The following is a 15,506-nucleotide window of genomic DNA, read 5'->3' as shown; positions in this document are numbered from 1 at the left end:
TGTCGCTTTTCACCCTCGCGCGCCGCAATCTGTATGCGGGCCGGTTTAGTGATGGGTTAAACAAATTGCCAAGACAGCGGAAACAGCCGCGAACCATCCCGAGGGTGAGACATGACAGACGTAACCACAGCCAGACGGTCCCGCAGCGGTGGAGGCGCCGCGCGCCGCGCGTCGCGCACGGCGGTCAGCATTGAAACGGCCAAGTATATTGAACGCAATATCCCGACATTCGATCTGCTGAACGAAGAAGCGCTTCAGATCATCGAAGAAAACGCCGAAACCCTTCTGGCTGAGGTCGGCGTCAATTTCGTCAACAACCCCGCGGCGCTGGATCGTTGGCGTCAGGCCGGGGCCGATATAAACGGTGAACGGGTCCGCATTCCGCGCGGGCTGGCGCGAGAGCTGTGCAAGACCGCGCCTTCGACCTTCACCCAATATGCCCGCAACCCAGAACGCAATGTCGAAATCGGTGGCAAGTCGCTGGTTCTGGCGCCGGTCTATGGCCCACCCTTTGTCCGAGACGCGCAAGGCGGCCGTCGCTATGCCACCATGGAAGATTTCCGCAAATTTGTGAAACTGGGCTATATGTCCAAGTGGCTGCACCATTCGGGCGGCACTGTGTGCGAGCCGACGGACATTCCGGTGAACAAGCGTCACCTTGATATGCTGCACGCCCATATGACCTTGTCGGACAAGCCCTTCATGGGGTCTGTGACCGAAGCCAGCCGCGCACGCGACAGCGTTGAAATGTGCGAAATCCTGTTCGGTAAGGAATTCGTGCAGCACAACACGGTGATGACCTCGCTGATCAACGTGAACTCTCCTCTGACCTTCGACGACGTGATGATGGGCTCGCTTGAGGTTTATGCCGCGAACAATCAGGCCTGTATCCTGTCGCCCTTCATCGTGGGCGGGGCCATGGCACCGGTGTCGGTGACGGGGACGCTGACACAGGTTCTGGCCGAGGTTCTGGCCGGGATCGCTTATTCGCAGCTTGTCCGTCCCGGCGCGCCGATGATTTTCGGCGCCTTCGTGACCTCGATCGACATGAACAGCGGCGCGCCGACCTTTGGCACGCCCGAAGCGTCGCAAATCCTGTATGGCGCAGGCCAGTTGGCCCGCCGGATGAATCTGCCGTTCCGCTCGGGCGGGGCGCTGTGCGGCTCGAAACTGCCCGATGCGCAGGCGGCTTATGAATCGGCCAACACGCTGAATGCGGCGTTGATGGGCGGCGTGAACTTCATGCTACATGCCTGCGGATGGCTGGAAGGGGGCCTTGTGTCCTCGTTCGAGAAATTCGTTCTGGATGCCGACCAGCTGGGCGCATTGCACAAGATGGCGCAGGGCGTGGCCTATGATGACAATGCGCAAGCCATGGACGCGCTGCGCCAAGTTGGGCCGGGCGGTCACTTCCTGGGGTGTGACCACACGCAGGCCAACTTCAAGGATGCCTTCTGGCGGACCAATGTCCTTGATTACAAACCGTTTGAAACTTGGGACGAAGAAGGCGCGCGGGATTCGCAGGCGCTGGCCTCGGCTCGGGTTGAGAAAATGCTGGCCACCTATCAGCAGCCCGCGCTGGACCCGGCAATTGCCGAAGCGCTGGCCGCTTATGTCGCCAACAAGAAGGCCTCGATGCCCGACGCCTTCACCTAAGCAACTTCGCCCGCGATGGAGTCGTGCATGTGCTGCGCTTCGCCAACAAGGGCTGACAGAACCTCGACATGGCGGCTGACGGAGTATCCTGCGTCAGCCGCCAGTCGTTTGCGGTTCAGGTCTTCTTCGATATCCATCAGGCGCAAGACGGCCTCGCCGTGGCGGATGCCAGCGCAGTAGCCCAGCAGCCGGTACAGATGCGGCGTGCGGCGGTAGACCTGTGCGCCATACCGGGCCGAGCGTACCAGCAGCGGCGGGCGTTTCAGCAGGGCCAAACGGGTCAGGGTGTCTTGCATTTCACAGCCTCCAAGTGATTCCGATTGGCAGCGTTGCACAACCTATAAGGGTGTTGCGTGTTGCGGCAGACTCCGCTCGGTGCCTTCAGAACTGTTTACCTTTTCGCAATGATCCTTTCGAAAGCGTTTCAATGTTAACGAACGCGAAAGAAATCGCCGCCTAGCTGAGGGGTATGGGGATAAGTCTGTGGGTGGAGCAGTGGATAAAAATACAACCAAAAATTGAAGGAGCCTGACCATGTCCGAGGTTTGCTCGCCCTTGTCCATGACGGTGCCCGATTGGGTGCCAGACAATGCACGCCTGTACTTGGCCCATACCGAACACGGTGTTTCGATCCGCAGCTTGGCCCGCCAAACCGGCTGCCATGCGTCGACCGTTCTGCGCCGCGTTCGCAAGATCGAAGCCCAGCGAGATGACCCGCTGGTGGACGCAGCGTTGAAGCGGCTTGGCCCAGAAACTCAATCACCGCCGCAAAGGAGCAACCGCGCCATGACAGGCCGCATTAGTCCGAATTCGGATGACGACACCAAAGACCAGTTTGACCAAGAGGCCATGACCGCGTTGCGCCACCTGTGCCGGTCCGGGGCCGTTCTGGCGGTTGCCGAAGGCATGGCCAATGCCGTTGTGATTGATGGCGATACAGCAGCGCCAGATACGGCCAAGACGGTCGTCTCGGCTGCGACGGCGCAGGCGATGGCTCTGAAAGACTGGATCGCCTGCCGCACACCGGGGCGCGTGTCGCGCTATCATATCACTTCGGCGGGCCGGTCAGCCCTGCGCGAATTGGTGGCTGGCAGCGAAAATCAAGCCGTCGGCTTTGCCGAGGCGCAAGCCGGGTTTGATTTTGGCCCATCGGCCAACGCCCGCCGGGCTGGCGCAACTGAATCGCCCCTGCACACGCTGGCGCGTCGCCGCGATAAGGATGGCCGCCCTTTTTTGACCCCCGAGTTGGTCGCAGCGGGCGAGCGCCTGATGGAAGATTTCGAACTGGCCCAGATCGGCCCGCGCGTGGCCCAGAATTGGGATCGGTTCCTGACGGGGCCATCGCAATCCACCGGCCCCAAGGCGATGTCATCGGCCAAGGACCGGCTGGCCGCCGCACTGGCCGAACTGGGGCCGGGGCTGGGCGATGTGGCGCTGCGGTGCTGCTGCTATATGGAAGGGCTGGAAAAGACCGAACAGCGCATGGGCTGGTCGTCGCGGTCTGGCAAGGTGGTGCTGCGCATCGCATTACAGCGATTGCGCCGACACTATGACGATGTAATCGGGCCGGGTGGTGGCTTGATCGGGTAAGAAAACGCCCCGGAGGATCTCCGGGGCGTTTCTTTTTACGGGCAGTCCTGATTAGGCATTCGCCGCGACCGCATCGCGGACGCCTTTGCCATAGTCCGGGTGGACTTGGTCGAACAGCTTGCACTGACGCTCAACGATATCGGCTGGAACGCCGCCCATCGCGGCTGCGATATTGCTGTAAAGGCGGGCTTTTTGCGCATCGTCAAACAGATTGAACAGGGCGCGCGGCTGGCCGAAATCGTCGTTGCCGTCGCGGTGGTTGTACCGATCCGCATCGCCCGAGATCTTCAGCGGCGGTTCCGCCACGCTTGGGTCTTGCTTGGCAGATTCCGCAATGCTGTTCGGCTCATAGTACGCATCACGATGGCCGGTCATCTGGCCCATGAAGTTCATGTTGCCGTCTTTGTGGTAGTGATGGACCGGGCATTTCGGCTGGTTCACTGGCAGGGCCTCATAATGCGTGCCAAGGCGATAGCGATGCGCGTCGGCATAGCTGAAGATCCGCGCTTGCAGCATCTTGTCGGGGCTGAACCCGATGCCCGGCACCACGTTCGACGGGCTAAAGGCGGCCTGTTCAATCTCGGCGAAGTAGTTGGCCGCGTTGCGGTTCAGCTCCATCACGCCAATTTCAATCGGCGGATATTCGTCATGCGGCCAAACCTTGGTCAGGTCGAACGGGTTATAGCTGGTCTTGTCGGCATCGGCCTCGGGCATGATCTGCACCTGCACCGTCCAGCGCGGGAAATCGCCTCCCTCGATGGTGCCATACAGAGTCTCTTGATAGCCCTCACGCGTTTTACCGATGATCGCTTCGCCTTCGGCATTGGTGTAGTGGGCGTGGCCCTGCTGGGTTTTGAAGTGGAACTTCACCCAGAACCGTTCCCCATCGGCGTTCCAGAAGCTGAAGGTGTGGCTGCCGTAGCCGTTCATATTCATTGGCGTGGTCGGTAAGCCGCGATCCGACATCAGAATCGTCACCTGATGCAGCGATTCCGGGCTAAGCGACCAGAAATCCCACATCGCCGTCGGCGAGCGCAGGTTGGTGGCCGGGTGGCGTTTTTGCGTATGGATGAAATCGGGGAATTTATACGGGTCACGGATAAAGAAGACGGGCGTATTGTTGCCCACCAGATCCCAGTTGCCTTCCTCGGTGTAGAATTTCAGCGCAAAGCCGCGCACATCGCGTTCATGGTCTGCTGCGCCCTGTTCGCCCGCAACGGTGGAAAACCGCGCCAGCATCGGTGTTTGCGCGCCGGGTTGAAGCGCCTTGGCGATGGTATATTTGCTGATGTCACCAGTGATTTTCAGCGTGCCGAACGCGCCCCAGCCCTTGGCGTGGACGGTGCGTTCGGGAATACGTTCGCGGTTCTGATGGGCCAGCTTTTCGATCAACTGGTAGTCCTGCATCAAAACGGGGCCGCGTGCGCCCGCCGTCAGAGAGTTTTGGTTGTCGGCAATCGGTGCGCCGCCGGTGGTTGTGAGTCGCTTTGTCATTTGGCTCCCTCCAGTTTGTGATTGAAGGTAAAATGCGCCCGATATGTGATTAGTTCCAATTGTAAGAATTTTTGTTTGTGATAGATTTTTCTAATGACAATATCGCTCAAACAACTGACCTACTTCAAGGCCGTCGCGGATCAGCAGAATTTCCGCCGCGCGGCCGAGATGTGCCACGTCACGCAACCGGCGCTTTCCGTGCAAATCCAAGAGCTTGAGCGCACGCTTGGCGCGCCCTTGATCGAACGGACGCCGCGCGCGGCGATCCTGACACCACTGGGCCGCGAGGTGCTGGAAGTGGCCGAACGGGTGCTGCGCGACGTTGGCCGATTGCAGCAACAGGCCGAAGATCGGCGCGGGGTGGGGCGCACGCTGCGGCTTGGTGTTATTCCGACGATTGCGCCCTATTTCCTGCCCGAAGCGCTGGCCGCCCTGCGCAGCGAGGACGTTGCGCTTGATGTCGAAGTGACCGAGGGCAAGACCGACCGGGTTCTATCACATTTGGCACAGGGGGAATTGGATGCGGTTGTGATGGCGCTGCCGGTCGACCCGGAAGGGTTTGCCGCCGTGCCACTCTTCGAAGATCGGTTTTTGCTGGCGGGCAGCGCTGCGCGCTTGGATGCGCTGAACGTGTCGCGCCTGCGCCCCGAGATGCTTTCGGGGTCGCAACTGATGTTGCTTGAGGACGGCCATTGCCTGACCGACCAGGCGCTAGAGGTATGCGGCCGCGAACGCACGGGCCGGATCAATATGGGGGCTTCGTCGCTGGCCACGCTGTCGCGATTGGTGGGGGCGGGGTTCGGGCTGACGTTGTTGCCGGAATTGGCTGTGCCGACGGAACGGCTGGCCACCCCGGAAATGCGGCTGGTGCGGTTTTCTGACCCGCAGCCGTTCCGGCAAATCGGGCTGGTCCGCCGGGCCACGTCAAGCCAAAGCGATTGGTTCACCGCATTGGCCGCGCGCTTTGCCGAGGTGGGGCAGGGGCTGGTGAACCAAGCCCGCGCCGATATCTAGGCCGCCCATAGAAAAAGGCCCGCCAAAACGGCGGGCCTTTCTGAAACCTCTGGCCTCCGCTTATGCGGGCTGGACGGCTTCGTTCAGGTGCTTGAGCAGGTTTTCCGGGCTCGACACGCCATAGGGGTCTTCGCCGTGGTTGTCGCACAGGCCCGGCTCTTCGAACCATGCCTCGACCACACCGTCCTTGACGATGGCGGCATAGCGCCAGCTGCGCGCGCCAAAACCCAGGTTGTCCTTGGCGACCAGCATGCCGATCTTGCGGGTGAATTCGCCCGAGCCATCGGGGATGACTTTGACGCTTTCCAGCTTCTGCGATTCGGCCCACTTGTTCATGACAAAGCTGTCATTGACCGACATGCAGTAGATTGCATCGATGCCCAGTTTCTGGAACTCGGCAAAGTTCTTCTCAAAGCCCGGCAGCTGGTAGGTCGAGCAGGTGGGGGTGAACGCACCCGGCAGCGAGAACAGGATAACGCGCTTGCCTGCGAAGTAATCTGCGGTGGTCACGTCCTGCCAGCGGAACGGGTTCGGGCCGCCAACGGCCTCATCACGAACGCGGGTTTTGAAGGTGACATTGGGAAGGGTGACGCCTGCTTTCATCTGATCCTCTCAGGTTTTCAACTGGTCAGCGATTCCATGGAACCGATTCATGCTGCATGCGCAGCAACTACAGACCGGGAACTTAGAAGGATTCTAAATGGTGTCAATCCGAAAGCCCAAGTTTGACGGATCTAAGAAGTGAACGCCCTTTCCGCGCAAAAAATATGTGCGGAAAGGACGTGGGGCCACTCTCTACGTTGGGGATGCGCCGCTGCATGACAGCTATGCGGTACTGGTACTCGCCCCGCGTCTATCATATGCTAAAAATCGGCGGCGAAAACGGCGTAAAGGCAAAAAACATGCGTGATCTGAAAATTCCTGAGCAGCGGCACCCCGAAAAAGCGCATCGCCCGGACAACGCCCAGCCGAAAAAGCCCAGCTGGATTCGCGTAAAGGCGCCCGGCGGCGAAGGATATAACGAAACGCGCCGCATCATGCGCGAAAACAAATTGGTCACGGTCTGCGAAGAGGCCAGCTGCCCGAACGCCGGCGAATGCTGGAGCCAGGGCCACGCGACCATGATGATCATGGGCGAAATCTGCACCCGTGGTTGCACCTTCTGCAACATCGCCACCGGCAAACCCCAGTCCTTGGATGCGTTTGAGCCGGGCCGGGTTGCCGATGCGGTGGCCAAACTGGGCCTGAACCACGTTGTTATCACCTCGGTGGACCGGGACGATCTGGACGATGGCGGGGCAGAACATTTTGCCCAGACCATCCGCGCCGTGCGGCATCGTTCGCCCAAGACCACGATCGAAATTCTGACGCCCGACTTCCTGAAATGCGCGCCTGAAGTGCTGGAAGCCGTCGTCGCGGCCAAGCCGGATGTGTTCAACCACAACCTTGAAACCGTGCCGGGGCTGTACCCCGAAGTGCGGCCCGGTGCGCGGTATTTCCATTCGCTGCGCCTGCTTCAGCGGGTCAAGGAACTGGATCCGTCGATCTTTACCAAATCGGGCATCATGGTTGGCCTTGGCGAAGACCGTCAGGCCGTGATGCAGGTGATGGAAGACATGCGCGCCGCTGACATCGATTTCCTGACCATTGGCCAGTATTTGCAGCCGACGCCGAAACACCACCGGGTGGATCGCTTTGTTACGCCCGAAGAGTTCGCAGCCTATGAAAAGGCCGCCTATGGCAAGGGGTTCTTGATGGTCTCGGCCACGCCTTTGACCCGGTCGTCCTATCACGCCGGCGACGATTTCGCCCGTCTGCGCACCAACCGCGAGGCGAAGCTATCGCGCCAGTGACCCTGCCTGCGAATTGCGAAAACGCGGCCCCGAATGTGGGCCGCGTTTTTTATTGCAGCGCCTTGATATAGGCGGCGACCGCGTCCCGGTCTGCGGCGGGAAGGCGGGCAAAGTTCTGAACGACCGGAGCCATGTGACCGCCCGCGCTGTCGAAATCGGGGGTGAAGCCGGTTTCGAGGTAATAGGCGATGTCCGAAGCCGCCCAATCCAGTGCGGCCAAGGACGGGATCTTGCCGCTTCCCGACGGGTTGGGCGCGCCGCCTAGCCAGTTCGCGGTATCAAGCCCGCCAAGCGCGTTGCGCGGGGTGTGGCATTCGCCGCAATGGCCCAAAGCCTCAACCAAATAGCGCCCACGCTCCACCTCAGGCGAGGGGATGTCCGCGACCACCCAGTCCTTTGACATGAATAACATTTTCCAGCCACCAAGGCTGGCGCGGATGTTGAACGGGAACCCGACCTGATGCGGCTGGCTTGGCACATCGCTGGGTGGCAGGCCTTGCCAGAAGGCCCAAAGATCGGCGATGTCCTGATCGGTCATGTGGGCATATGCGGTATAGGGGAACGCCGGGTAGTAATGCTGACCATCCGGGCTGCTGCCATAGCGCAGGGCCGAGGCAAATTCCGACAAGGTCCAACCGCCGATCCCATGGTCCGGATCGGGCGAAATGTTCGGCGCGATAAAGGTGCCGAAATCTGACGGGAATGCCTGCCCGCCCGCCAATGTCAGCTTGGCCGGGCCAGTGGTGCCGGGGGCCGCGTGGCACGAAATGCACCCTGCCGCATAGAACACCTGTTCGCCGTTTGCCGGATCGGCGCTTAGCCCATCAAGTGCCCCATCGGGCAATTTGGCGGGGCGGGTGACAAAAAGACCAGCAGCGGCCACGCATAGCGCGGCCACTGCCAGTCTTCTCAGTGCCTTAAAACTGATCACGTGTTTCAGTTCGCAGGGGCGCGGTATGCTTCGTGGCACGCCTTACATGCACCACCAAGCGCACCCAGAGCCGGCCCGATTGCATCGGGGCCTTCAGCGGCTGCGACTTTCATCGCGGCAGCAGCGGTTCCCAGCGCATCCCACTTGGACTGGAAATCATCCCAATTGTCCCAGATGTCGGCCTTGGCACGGGTGCCGTCGATGGCCATTTCATCCGAAGCGGCGGGCCAAAGCGGGGCTTGGTTGATCATTGCCACGCCGACCAGCGAATCTGCGGCGGCACCCGCGGCCTCGGCGGAATATTCAATCTCGCCCTTGGCCATGCCGCCCAGAACGCCAAGATTGATGGCCAGAACGTTAAACTGGCCTTGGCGGGCCTTCACCGCGCCGTTGATGTTCTGCGAAATAGCAGGGGTGGCCAGAAGGGCCAGACCGGCGACCAAAGCAATTGTTTTATACATTTCAGTTCTCCCGCACATAAAATGTGATGACTTTCGATCAGTATGACCGGCTATGGTCACAAATGAACTCTTAATTCTTGCGAAGCGGGTCACGATTCATGCACAGCCCCAATTGGGACGATCTTAGGTTTGTACTTTCCGTTGCGCGCACAGGCTCTGTTAGTGCGGCCGCGCGCGAATTGGGGGTCAATCACGCGACCGTGCTGCGCCGGATTTCGGCCTTTGAGGAGACGACGGGCGGCCAAATGTTTGAACGCTCGGCGCAGGGGTATCGGTTGCGCCCGGACCGCGCCGCCGTGATCGAAGCGGCCCGCGAAGCCGAAACGGCGATGCAGTCGGTGACGCGCCTGATGGCGGGTGGGGCCAGCGGCAAGGGCAGTGTGCTGCGCCTGACTTCGACCGATACGCTGTGCCAAACCGTGCTGAGCGAGGCCATGCCGCGCATCGCCCGCCGGATCGCGCCGGACCATGTGGCGCTGATCTGTGCCAATCACCACTTGGATATGGCCCGATTGCAGGCCGATGTCACATTGCGCCCGGCCACCAGCCTTGCGGCGGATATGGTAGGCGAACAGGTGGTCGACATGGGGTTTGCCGTATATGCCGCTGCATCGGCCCCCGGCACATGGCTGGGCCTGACCGGGACTTTGGCGCAATCGCTGCCGGGGCGATGGATGGCGCATCACATCGCGCCCGAACAGATCAATGGGCAGGCCGATAGCTTTTGCGTTCTGGCCAAGCTGGCGCAGGCGGGGATGGGAATGGCGATCTTGCCATGTGTGCTGGGCGATAGCCTGTCTGGGGTGGCCCGTTGCAGCGGCACGGGGATGCCGCCGACATCGGTGCCGCTCTGGGTGGCGTGCCATGCCGATCTGGAAGACAACCCGCGCATTTTGGGACTGCGCCGCGCATTGGCCAGCTCTTTGCGCCGCATGGCCCCACAATTGAAGGGCGAAGCGGCCTAGGCCTTAGGTAAAGCGCACCTTGCCGATAAAGGGCAGGTTGCGGTTGCGCTGCGCAAAGTCGATCCCGTAGCCCACCACGAATTCATCGGGGATTTCGAACCCGATCCAATCGGCCTTGAAATCCGCTTCGCGCCGCGAGGGTTTGTCCAGCAAGGCAATCGTCCGAAGCCGCGCCGGGTTGCGCGACAGCAAAAGCCGGGTCACATGGCTGAGGGTGTGGCCGGTGTCGACAATGTCTTCGACCACCAGCACGTCGCGGCCTTCGATCCCCCCGCGCAGATCCTTCAGCACCCGCACTTCACGACTGGATTCCATCGCATCACCATAGGAGGACACCTCAAGGAAATCGACCTCAACCGGCAGGTCGAGTTCGCGCACCAGATCGGCAATGAACACGAACGATCCGCGAAGCAGCCCCACCACAACCAGTTTTTCGGTGTCGGCAAAGGACTTGTGAATGTCGCGGCATAGATCCTCGATCCGGGCGGCAATCGCCTTGGCCGAGATCATTTCGTCGATGACATAAGGACGCTCTGACATGTCTTCCCCTTGATCTTTGCGGCGCAGCATACGACATGACAGGCCACTGTCACGACAAAACGGGGCGACATGCCGACCCACTCTGAGACCCGCACGCTGCCCTACACGGCCCAGCAAATGTATGATCTGGTGGCCGATGTGGCCAGCTATCCGAAGTTTCTGCCCTGGACGGCGGCAGCGCGCATTCGCTCGGTCAATGAACAGGGCGATCATGCCGAGATGCTGGCCGATCTTGTGATCAGCTTCAAAGTCTTTCGCGAACGGTTCGGCAGCCGGGTGGTTCTGTGGCCGGGCAAGCATGAGATCCAGACCGAATATCTGGACGGCCCGTTTCGGCATATGAAATCCGACTGGGCCTTCAAGGATGTCGACGGCGGGGTCGAAGTGTCGTTCTTTGTGGATTTTGAGTTTAAAAGCCGGATTTTGCAGGGTGCGGCGGGCATGTTTTTTTATGAGGCGATGCAGCGGATCGTGCGCGCCTTCGAACGCCGCGCGGATGAGCTTTACGGCTAAGGGTTTACCGCGCGAATGGGCGCGGCGCTACCTTTGCGCAGACAGGCCATGTGCGCGGAGGGGACATGACACAAGACATTGATATCGCCGGATTGGCGGATGTGGCGCGCGGGCTTCTGGCCGGCGGCGGGCGGCAGATCATGGCGATTGCCGGTGCGCCAAGGTCTGGCAAATCGACCATGGTGGACCGTCTGGCCGAGATGCTGGGCGCGGGCGATGCGGTGGCGATCCTGCCGATGGATGGGTTTCATTTCGACGATGCGGTGCTGCACCAACTGGGCCGCCGTCCGTGGAAGGGCGCACCCGATACCTTTGACGTGGGCGGGCTGCGCATGACGTTGGAGCGGCTGCGCGGGGATGCCGAAGACCCGGTTGCCGTGCCGGTGTTTGACCGCGATCTTGAGATCTCGCGCGGGAGTGCACGGCTGATCGGCGGCGCGGCGCGGCTGATTTTGGTCGAGGGCAATTACCTGCTGCTGGACCGCGCCCCTTGGTCGGACCTTGCGCCGCTGTTTGATGTGACTGTGATGATTGATGTGCCCGAAGAGGAATTGCGCCGCCGGTTGCGGGGGCGCTGGGAGGGGTACGGGCTGACCGAGGAGGAAATCGGGTTCAAGCTGGATGAAAACGATCTGCCCAATGGCCGCGCCGTGATCCATGGCAGCATCGCGCCGGACTATCTTTGCCGGTGATCCCGGATAGCCGTTCTTGGTGAACCAATTGTGCCCCGTTCCGGGGCGCAGGGGAAGCCCGTCGCTGGTGCGCCGGGCGGTGTTAGGGGGCGCTGCCCCCTTTTGAGCCTGCGGCTCAATTCACCCCCGGCGGTATTTATCAAAGAGAAGAAGCAGGGCGGGGGGCGCGTGAAGGGCGCATGAAAAAGGCGGACCGATTGGCCCGCCTTCTTGGTTTTTTGTGATGTGTTGATCAGCTGTTGTGATCGTAGGCGCGTTCGCCATGGACCGTGATATCAAGGCCCTGAACTTCGGTGTCTTTGTCGACGCGGATCGGCGTGATGGCTTTGACCACATAGATCAGCACCAGCGTGACCACGGTTGTGAAGACGCCGACCACAACCAGACCGCCCAGCTGCGCAGCCCAAGAGCCTGCGCCGAAGACGGCGATCATGATCGTGCCGAAGATGCCGCCGACTCCGTGAACCGCGAAGACGTCCAGCGTGTCGTCGATCTTCAGGGTGTTGCGGATCACGCCAACGGCTTCCTGGCACAGGATGCCTGCGATGGCACCGATGATCAGCGCCTCAATCGGGCCGACAAAGCCAGAGGCGGGTGTGATCGAAGCAAGGCCTGCGATGGTGCCGGTGACGATGCCCACGAGCGAGGATTTGCCGAACTTGATCCGTTCCCACAGCGCCCAGCTGAGAGACGCGGTGGCCGCCGAGATATGCGTCACGGTCAGCGCCATGGCTGCGCCGCCATCGGCTGCCAGTTGCGAGCCGCCGTTGAAGCCGAACCAGCCGACCCACAGCATGGCTGCGCCGATCATGACGTAGCCGGGGTTGTGCGGCGGGGTTGTCTGGTTTTTACGCGGGCCAAGCACGATCGCGATCAGCAGCGCGGCCAGACCTGCGGTTTCGTGCACAACGATGCCGCCTGCGAAGTCTTTCACGCCGGTATCACCGAAGATGCCGCCATCGGCCAGGAAACCGCCGCCCCAGATCCAGTGGGTGACCGGTGCGTAGCACAGCAGCATCCACAGCGCCGAGAACAGCAGCACAAAGCCAAAGCCGACGCGTTCCACATAGGCACCGACGATCAGCGCCGGGGTGATGATGGCAAAGGTCATCTGGAAGGCAAAGAACAGCACCTCGGGCAGGGTGCCCGATACGGTGTCTGCGTCGATGCCCAGCAAGAAGGCCTTGCCAAGTCCGCCCCAAACGGCATTGCCGTCGCCAAAGGCGATCGAGTAGCCCGCCACCAGCCAAAGCACGCTCATCAAGCAGGCGATGGCAAAGCAGTGCATGAATACGCTGAGCACGTTGCGGGCGCGCACAAGGCCCCCGTAAAACAGCGCCAGTCCCGGCAACGTCATGAACAGCACAAGTGCCGTTGCCACGATGATCCAAGCGGTATCCGCTCCGTTCATAGTCCCCTTCCTTCCCTTTTTCAGGATTGTTGGAAGCGGAGGAACCGTATTTGGGGCGATAAAAAAAGCCGCATCACGCGAAAATAGCGCTTATAGAATGAGCTATTTGAAAACTGCACAAAAATTGGGCGTTATTTTGGGTGAGTGCGGAAAAATGCGTCAGATGGATGACAGTGCGGTGAGCAGCAGCGAAAGCGCGCGACTCGTGGCCTCAGCCCGGACATTGGCACGGCCAAGGGCGCCGAATTCGATGGTTTCGCTGGTGGTGCCTTGGGCGGTTGCCGTGGCAAAGCAGACGCGGCCTTCGGGTTTGAACTCGGATCCGCCGGGGCCTGCGATGCCGCTGATGGCCACGGCGACGGTGGCGTTTGCCGCGTTGCGCGCGCCGATGGCCATTTCGCGGGCAACCTCTTCGGAGACAGCGCCATGGGCCTCAAGCGTGGCCGCCGACACGCCCAGCATCTCTTGCTTGGCGATGTTGGAATAGGTCACGAAACCACGCTCAAAGATCGCCGACGATCCGGCGATATCGGTGATCGCGGCGGCGACCATGCCGCCGGTGCAGCTTTCGGCGGTGGTGACGGTCGCGCCTTTTTCAGTAGCGAGCGCCAGAAGCTGGGTGGCCAGATCCTGTGTCACATCAACAGCCCGTGCGACAGGCCCGCCAAGATGATCGAAACGACGGCAGCAAAGACACCCGCGATCACGTCATCCAGCATCACGCCAAGCGCATCGCCGCGACGGTCGGCCCAGCCCACGAGCCACGGCTTCCAGATGTCAAACAGGCGGAACAGGACAAAGCCTGCGATCCAGCCGGGATAGAGGCGCAGCACGTCAACGCCCATCATCGCCGCGCCAAAGCTGACCGGCCAAATGGCAATCCACTGGCCGACGACTTCGTCGATAACGATCTCGGACGGGTCATGGTCTTCTGTGTCGCGGGTTTCCTCGGCGGTGGCCCACCAGCCAAGGCCAAACACCAGCACGGTCGCGATGGCCAGCAGGGGAAAGCCGCCCGCCATATGCAGCGCCCAAGCAAATGGCAGCGCAGCCAGCGATCCCCAAGTGCCGGGGGCGGGGCGCATATGGCCGACGCGGAAGAAGGTGGCGATCAGATGGGTCATGCTTTCACCAATGTGGCTGTTGCGATTGCGGCGATGCCCTCTTCTCTGCCGGTAAAGCCCAGCCGTTCCGAGGTGGTTGCCTTGACTGACACTTGATCGGGGCGCAGGCCCATGATCTCGCCCATGCGGGCCATCATCGCGGCGGCATGGGGGCCAACCTTGGGGCGTTCGCAAATCAAGGTGCAGTCAACGTTGTTGATGACATAGCCTTTGGAGGTGGCGAGTTCCACCGCATGGCGCAAAAACACATGGCTTTCGCAGCCCTTCCATTGCGGATCGCTGGGCGGGAAGTGGCGGCCAATATCGCCTTCGGCCAAGGCGCCGTAAATGGCGTCGGTCACGGCGTGCATGCCGACATCGGCGTCGGAATGGCCTTTCAGCGCGTGGGTATGGGGCACCTTCACGCCGCACAGCCACACATGGTCGCCGGCTTCAAAGGCGTGCACGTCAAAGCCATTGCCTAGGCGAATGTCCATTCGGCTCTCCAGAAGTTTGGCGGCCCGCGCGAAATCTTCGGGGCCGGTGATTTTGAGGTTCCGTTCGCTGCCGGGTGTGATCGCGATGGTCAGGCCCGCGTCACGGGCGACCTGAACGTCATCGGCTGCACCGCCGGGATGGGCACGATGGGCGGCCAGGATCTTGTCATAGCGAAACCCCTGCGGCGTCTGTGCGCGATAAAGCCCGGTCCGGTCGCGGGTGCCGGTGACCGCGCCGCCGTCGCCGGTCCAAAGGGCATCGGTCACGGCAAGGGCGGCGGCAGCCCCGTCGTGACTGGCCAGCGCATCGATCACGCCTTGGATCAGCGGGTGATCCGCGCAGGGGCGGGCGCAGTCATGGATCAGCACCAGTTCGGGCGCGTCTTCGGCCATCGCCTCTAGCCCGTTGCGGACGGAGCCTGCCCGATCCGCGCCACCATCGACCAGCCGCACGTCCAGCCCGGCAAGGGTTGCCGTGGCGATGTCGCGGTCATCGGGGTGGATCACCATGGTCACCGCCCCGACCGCCTGAAAGGCCTGAACCGTCCAGCGGGCCACCGGCTGTCCGGCAACAGTGCGCCACTGCTTGGGCAGGGCGCCACCTGCGCGGGTTCCGCGGCCTGCGGCGACGATAAGAACGGCAATTGTCATGGCACTTTTTCCTTTGGGCGCTGATTATGCCTTGTACGGCTGGCAAGCAAGCGATCCGGGCTGTATGATTAAAAATTAGGCACACCACCCCGAGCTGCCTGCCAAGTGCCCGCCAATTATTGAATGTTGGCAAGG

Annotated in this window: 17 protein-coding genes; 7 read left to right on the top strand and 10 right to left on the bottom strand. The window is 61.4% G+C overall.

Features of this window, described 5'->3' with window-relative positions; translation table 11 throughout:
- The first annotated feature begins 111 nt into the window (after window positions 1-111).
- Window positions 112-1,656, top strand: coding sequence for a trimethylamine methyltransferase family protein (locus tag PRI8871_RS11095; protein ID WP_108886294.1), 1,545 nt, complete (start codon window positions 112-114; stop codon window positions 1,654-1,656).
- Here the strand turns inward: PRI8871_RS11095 and PRI8871_RS11090 are convergent.
- The gene (locus PRI8871_RS11090) at window positions 1,653-1,952 is read right to left on the bottom strand and encodes a DUF6477 family protein (protein ID WP_108886293.1); all 300 of its coding nucleotides are present in this window, start codon (window positions 1,950-1,952) and stop codon (window positions 1,653-1,655) included. The genes PRI8871_RS11095 and PRI8871_RS11090 overlap by 4 nt on opposite strands.
- A 238-nt stretch (window positions 1,953-2,190) precedes the next feature.
- On the opposite strand from PRI8871_RS11090, the gene PRI8871_RS11085 reads away from it, so the two are divergent.
- Complete coding sequence (locus PRI8871_RS11085) at window positions 2,191-3,246, top strand: DUF6456 domain-containing protein (RefSeq protein ID WP_108886292.1); 1,056 nt, start codon at window positions 2,191-2,193, stop codon at window positions 3,244-3,246.
- Window positions 3,247-3,297: 51 nt separating this feature from the next.
- Here the strand turns inward: PRI8871_RS11085 and PRI8871_RS11080 are convergent, their stop codons facing one another.
- Window positions 3,298-4,740 (bottom strand): catalase, encoded by a 1,443-nt coding sequence (locus tag PRI8871_RS11080; RefSeq protein WP_108886291.1) that lies wholly within the window; start codon window positions 4,738-4,740, stop codon window positions 3,298-3,300.
- A gap of 93 nt (window positions 4,741-4,833) precedes the next feature.
- Here PRI8871_RS11080 and PRI8871_RS11075 point away from each other — a divergent pair, with 93 nt between their 5' ends.
- Window positions 4,834-5,754, top strand: a complete 921-nt coding sequence (locus tag PRI8871_RS11075) for a hydrogen peroxide-inducible genes activator (RefSeq protein ID WP_108886290.1) — start codon at window positions 4,834-4,836, stop codon at window positions 5,752-5,754.
- A 60-nt stretch (window positions 5,755-5,814) separates the two neighbouring features.
- On the opposite strand, the gene PRI8871_RS11070 is transcribed toward PRI8871_RS11075, so the two are convergent.
- A complete protein-coding gene (locus PRI8871_RS11070) occupies window positions 5,815-6,357 on the bottom strand; it encodes a peroxiredoxin (RefSeq protein ID WP_108886289.1) in 543 nt (180 codons plus the stop codon).
- A 299-nt stretch (window positions 6,358-6,656) separates the two neighbouring features.
- Here PRI8871_RS11070 and lipA point away from each other — a divergent pair, with 299 nt between their 5' ends.
- The gene (lipA, locus tag PRI8871_RS11065; protein ID WP_108886506.1) at window positions 6,657-7,607 is read left to right on the top strand and encodes a lipoyl synthase; all 951 of its coding nucleotides are present in this window, start codon (window positions 6,657-6,659) and stop codon (window positions 7,605-7,607) included.
- Between the two features lie 49 nt (window positions 7,608-7,656).
- Here the strand turns inward: lipA and PRI8871_RS11060 are convergent, their stop codons facing one another.
- Window positions 7,657-8,505: a c-type cytochrome gene (locus tag PRI8871_RS11060; RefSeq protein ID WP_245897837.1), complete on the bottom strand. Its 849-nt coding sequence runs from the start codon at window positions 8,503-8,505 to the stop codon at window positions 7,657-7,659.
- A gap of 38 nt (window positions 8,506-8,543) precedes the next feature.
- Complete coding sequence (locus PRI8871_RS11055; protein WP_108886288.1) at window positions 8,544-8,999, bottom strand: c-type cytochrome; 456 nt, start codon at window positions 8,997-8,999, stop codon at window positions 8,544-8,546.
- A 98-nt stretch (window positions 9,000-9,097) separates the two neighbouring features.
- On the opposite strand from PRI8871_RS11055, the gene PRI8871_RS11050 reads away from it, so the two are divergent.
- Window positions 9,098-9,964 (top strand): LysR family transcriptional regulator, encoded by an 867-nt coding sequence (locus PRI8871_RS11050; RefSeq protein ID WP_108886287.1) that lies wholly within the window; start codon window positions 9,098-9,100, stop codon window positions 9,962-9,964.
- A gap of 3 nt (window positions 9,965-9,967) precedes the next feature.
- Here PRI8871_RS11050 and hpt read toward each other — a convergent pair whose 3' ends face one another.
- The gene (gene hpt, locus PRI8871_RS11045) at window positions 9,968-10,504 is read right to left on the bottom strand and encodes a hypoxanthine phosphoribosyltransferase (protein ID WP_108886504.1); all 537 of its coding nucleotides are present in this window, start codon (window positions 10,502-10,504) and stop codon (window positions 9,968-9,970) included.
- A 69-nt stretch (window positions 10,505-10,573) separates the two neighbouring features.
- On the opposite strand from hpt, the gene PRI8871_RS11040 reads away from it, so the two are divergent.
- A complete protein-coding gene (locus PRI8871_RS11040; RefSeq protein WP_108886286.1) occupies window positions 10,574-11,017 on the top strand; it encodes a type II toxin-antitoxin system RatA family toxin in 444 nt (147 codons plus the stop codon).
- Between the two features lie 65 nt (window positions 11,018-11,082).
- A complete protein-coding gene (locus tag PRI8871_RS11035; protein ID WP_108886285.1) occupies window positions 11,083-11,709 on the top strand; it encodes a nucleoside/nucleotide kinase family protein in 627 nt (208 codons plus the stop codon).
- A 232-nt stretch (window positions 11,710-11,941) separates the two neighbouring features.
- Here PRI8871_RS11035 and PRI8871_RS11030 read toward each other — a convergent pair whose 3' ends face one another.
- From PRI8871_RS11030 to PRI8871_RS11015, 4 genes are all read right to left on the bottom strand, one after another.
- Entirely contained in the window at window positions 11,942-13,120 is a 1,179-nt protein-coding gene (locus PRI8871_RS11030; protein ID WP_108886284.1) for an ammonium transporter, read from the bottom strand.
- Window positions 13,121-13,279: 159 nt separating this feature from the next.
- Window positions 13,280-13,759 carry a CinA family protein gene (locus PRI8871_RS11025; RefSeq protein ID WP_108886283.1) on the bottom strand — a complete coding sequence of 160 codons (480 nt, stop codon included), beginning with the start codon at window positions 13,757-13,759 and terminating at the stop codon, window positions 13,280-13,282.
- Window positions 13,756-14,244 (bottom strand): phosphatidylglycerophosphatase A family protein, encoded by a 489-nt coding sequence (locus PRI8871_RS11020; RefSeq protein ID WP_108886282.1) that lies wholly within the window; start codon window positions 14,242-14,244, stop codon window positions 13,756-13,758. The genes PRI8871_RS11025 and PRI8871_RS11020 overlap by 4 nt, the downstream gene beginning before the upstream one ends.
- Window positions 14,241-15,371, bottom strand: coding sequence for a bifunctional 2-C-methyl-D-erythritol 4-phosphate cytidylyltransferase/2-C-methyl-D-erythritol 2,4-cyclodiphosphate synthase (locus PRI8871_RS11015; protein ID WP_108886281.1), 1,131 nt, complete (start codon window positions 15,369-15,371; stop codon window positions 14,241-14,243). Before PRI8871_RS11015 ends, PRI8871_RS11020 begins: the two co-directional genes overlap by 4 nt.
- Window positions 15,372-15,506 lie beyond the last annotated feature (135 nt).

Origin of the sequence: Pseudoprimorskyibacter insulae, assembly GCF_900302505.1 — a bacterium.
GTDB lineage: Bacteria > Pseudomonadota > Alphaproteobacteria > Rhodobacterales > Rhodobacteraceae > Pseudoprimorskyibacter > Pseudoprimorskyibacter insulae.
Note: the sequence above shows the minus strand (reverse complement) of the source record. Positions and strands in the feature narration are given on the sequence as shown.